The organism is Bifidobacterium sp. POST2/T3 (B1) (assembly GCF_058197115.1).
Window position 1 is genome coordinate 1 of the sequence record NZ_JBVPQK010000307.1, and the last position, 3,156, is coordinate 3,156.

General features: G+C 60.7%; 1 protein-coding gene. It reads left to right on the forward strand.

What is annotated here, in order from left to right; all coding sequences use genetic code 11:
* On the forward strand, positions 1 to 3,030 hold a 3,030-nt coding region (locus tag AC0AP0_RS10875; protein ID WP_490430477.1), incomplete at its 5' end, for a helicase.
* Between the last annotated feature and the right edge of the window lie 126 nt (positions 3,031 to 3,156).

Sequence of the window (3,156 nt, forward strand, 5' to 3'; positions counted from 1 at the left end):
AAAATTGTCCTAGGGTGTTTCATCGAGCCATCGGCCCAGCTGCTTGGTGAAAGCCTCCGGATTCTGGACCGGATGACCGCCGGGTCCACTGGCAACGATCTGCTCGATGCTTTGGCAGGTGATCAGGAAGCCTCCGAGCGGCTCAAAGGCGGATCTGTGCCTGACTACAGCCCCTTCGATGCGGATCCTCACAGCGAATTCGAGTCCGGAGATGTGGACAACCGGGTCCGTTATGCAGCCCAGCTGGTGGCGACTGGTCATAGCGTGATTGTGGATGAACAGACCGGCCGCCACAGCGCCGACGACGCTTTGGCCATTGCCTCGCGTTGCGTCACCGCAGGCAGAACAGTGCTCTATGTACCTTGTGTGGTGGAGGAGAAGCGGCGCTTTCAACATCGTCTGGATGCTGCCGGGATGGCGGACATGGCTCTTGACCTGACCGACGATCAGCTGGGCCGGGTCCTGGACCAGCGGCTGATTGATGCGGTGGGGTTCAAACCCGGCAAGGCCAGTGAACACTTCGATCAGGTGGCTGACGAGCTTGTGGGTGTCCGTTCCCGGCTGACCCGTTATCTGGGCGATCTGCATGGGGTGGATTCCAGCTGGGGGGTTTCGGCCTACCAGACTATTCAGAATCTGGCCAACATTGCCAACATGCCTACGCATCCTGCCACCCGTGTCCGTTTGGGTGCGGCCACTGCCCACAATCTGCAGCCCGAGTTGAATGCCTGGGCCGATAAGCTGGAGAGGGCTGCCGAGCTGGGCGAATTCGTCATCGGTCCACAAGATACTCCTTGGTTCGGCGCTACCTTGGTCAACGAGAACGAGGCCGTGGACGCTTACTCCCGTGTGGTTCGTCTTCTGCAACGGCTTCTGCCGGACACCCGTGAGCAGGTCAAATCTACTGTAGAGACCTGCGGATTCCCTGTGCCGGCCACCGTCAAGGATTGGGGGCGGCAGGTGGTGGTCCTCAAGAACCTTCGTAGGGTCCTGGATGTCTTCCAGCCCTCCATCTTCGAGCGCGACATTCCTGCCATGATTGAGGCCACCAAGGCCAAGGCTGATCGCAAAGCTAGTGGCACCAATCTGGGATTCTGGGAACGTCGACGCCTGGTCAAGGAAGCCAAGAGCCTGCTCAGGCCCGGTGCCCAGGTCGAGGATCTGCATGAATCACTGGTGGTGGTCTCCAAGCAGGCCGAGCAGTGGCGGACCTTCGTCCCCCACGGCGGCTGGCCGGTCCTGCCACCCAAGCTGGACGTCATCATCGACACTCAGGAATCCCTGATCCGTGACATGACGGCTCTGGACACCGTCTTGGACTCGACTCCGGCTGGTGGCGATCTGGAGACCATGGACTTCAACAAGGTGGAGGAGCGGCTCAAGGCCCTCTTTGACGACCATACAGCCCTGGATACCTTGCCTGAACGCTGTGCTTTGGAGGGTGAATTTAACAAGGCGGGTCTGGAGGGCCTGGTCCAGGACCTGCGCAACCGCCAGGTTGAAGGTAAGGCGGTACGGGCCGAGTTGCAGTTGGCGTGGTGGACCACAGTCTTCGACGACATCATGCGTTCCTCGCAGATCATCTCCAACCAGGACGGTTCCGCCCTATCCAACGCAGCCGACCGCTTCAGCCAGGTAGATGCCGAGCATGTGGCCAGCGTAGGACCCATGGTTGCCCAGGAGAGTGAAAAGCGCCTATCCGAGCTGCTTTTCTCGCGCACACAGGAGGCCAATCAGCTGCACACCATGCTGGCCGGCAACCCCGGTGCCTCTCTTGCCGTCTTTCAACAGGCCCACCCCAGCATACTGTCGGCGGCCAAGCCCATCATCATCGCGACTCCGGCCACGCTGGCGACCAGGACCAATCCGACACAGCTTGCTGATACGGTCATCATCGATGCCGGGGCTCATATGCCTTCCATTCAGGTCCTGACCGTGCTGGCGCGTGCCCGGCAGGTGGCGGTCATCGCCCACCGCCCCACCATCACCTCGGATGGCCTCTTGCAGCTGGTCGATCATCTGGTTCCAGTCACCGTCAAATCACGGCCCTCACGTCGTTCCATTCGGCTGGATGCTTTCCTGAAAGATCACGGCTATGGGGATCTGTCGGTACCTGTGCCAGATTGCCGGGAGCCTGGCAGGGTGATCCTGACCCGGGTGGAGGGCGTTGGCGTCCCGGTCATGGCCACCGGGCTGGTCGAGTCCAGTCAACAGGAGGTGGCTACCGTTGTTGACATGCTCAAGCGCAAGGCCGGATCCTTCTCCCTAGTGCCGAACAGTTATCTGCTGACTGTGGTCACCCTGTCGGCAACCCACCGCTCCAGGCTCGGCGCTGAACTCAAGTCGGCAGCTGCCAAGGATAGGGTTTTCGCCAAATTCCTGCGGCACGTACGCATTGTCGGCATTGACGAGGTCTGCGGTGCCCGGGCCACGGACGTGATCCTCACTCTGGGCTTTGCCAAGACCACCCACGGCCGTCTTCTGCAGCAGTTTGGCGACCTGGAAGGCGAAGGAGGCAAGGGCATGTTGCTGGATGCTCTGGTCCTGCCGGATCGGAATCTGGACATCGTTGCGGCGTTTTCCGCTGATGATCTGGAGGACGACCGCATTCATCAGCCCGGGCCGCGTCTGCTCAAGGATCTGTTGACTTGGGTTGAGCATCCCGACGCAGAAGCCGCTCGGCCCGAGCAAGCTGAGCAGTCCACCAATGTGCTCTTCCGGGATCTGGCCCAACGGCTGCGGACCCGGGGGCTGGATGTAGCCCTGGATTATGGGTACGACAAGGCGCCCCGAATCCCGTTGGTGGTTGGGCTCAAGAACAAGCCCTATGCTCTGGCCGTGTTGACCGACGATGCCGAGTTTATGCACACCCAGTCCACCCGGGAACGTCACCGGTTCACCACCGAGGACTTGCAGTATCTTGGCTGGTCGGTCATGACGGTCTGGAGCGTTTCGGCCTTTGTCAACCCCGATAAAGAAGCCGATAGGATCGTCGCTCGCCTTGCTGATATCTACCAGCAGGCGCGTTGATGGCAGATGATCAGCTAGACCGGGGAAATCAGACTGGTGAGCCTGCAGTTTCACGCCGACGTCGGCATCGCCGGGTGGTTCGCCCAGGCACGGAACGGTTCGATGTTGACGGCATCGAGGAGGATC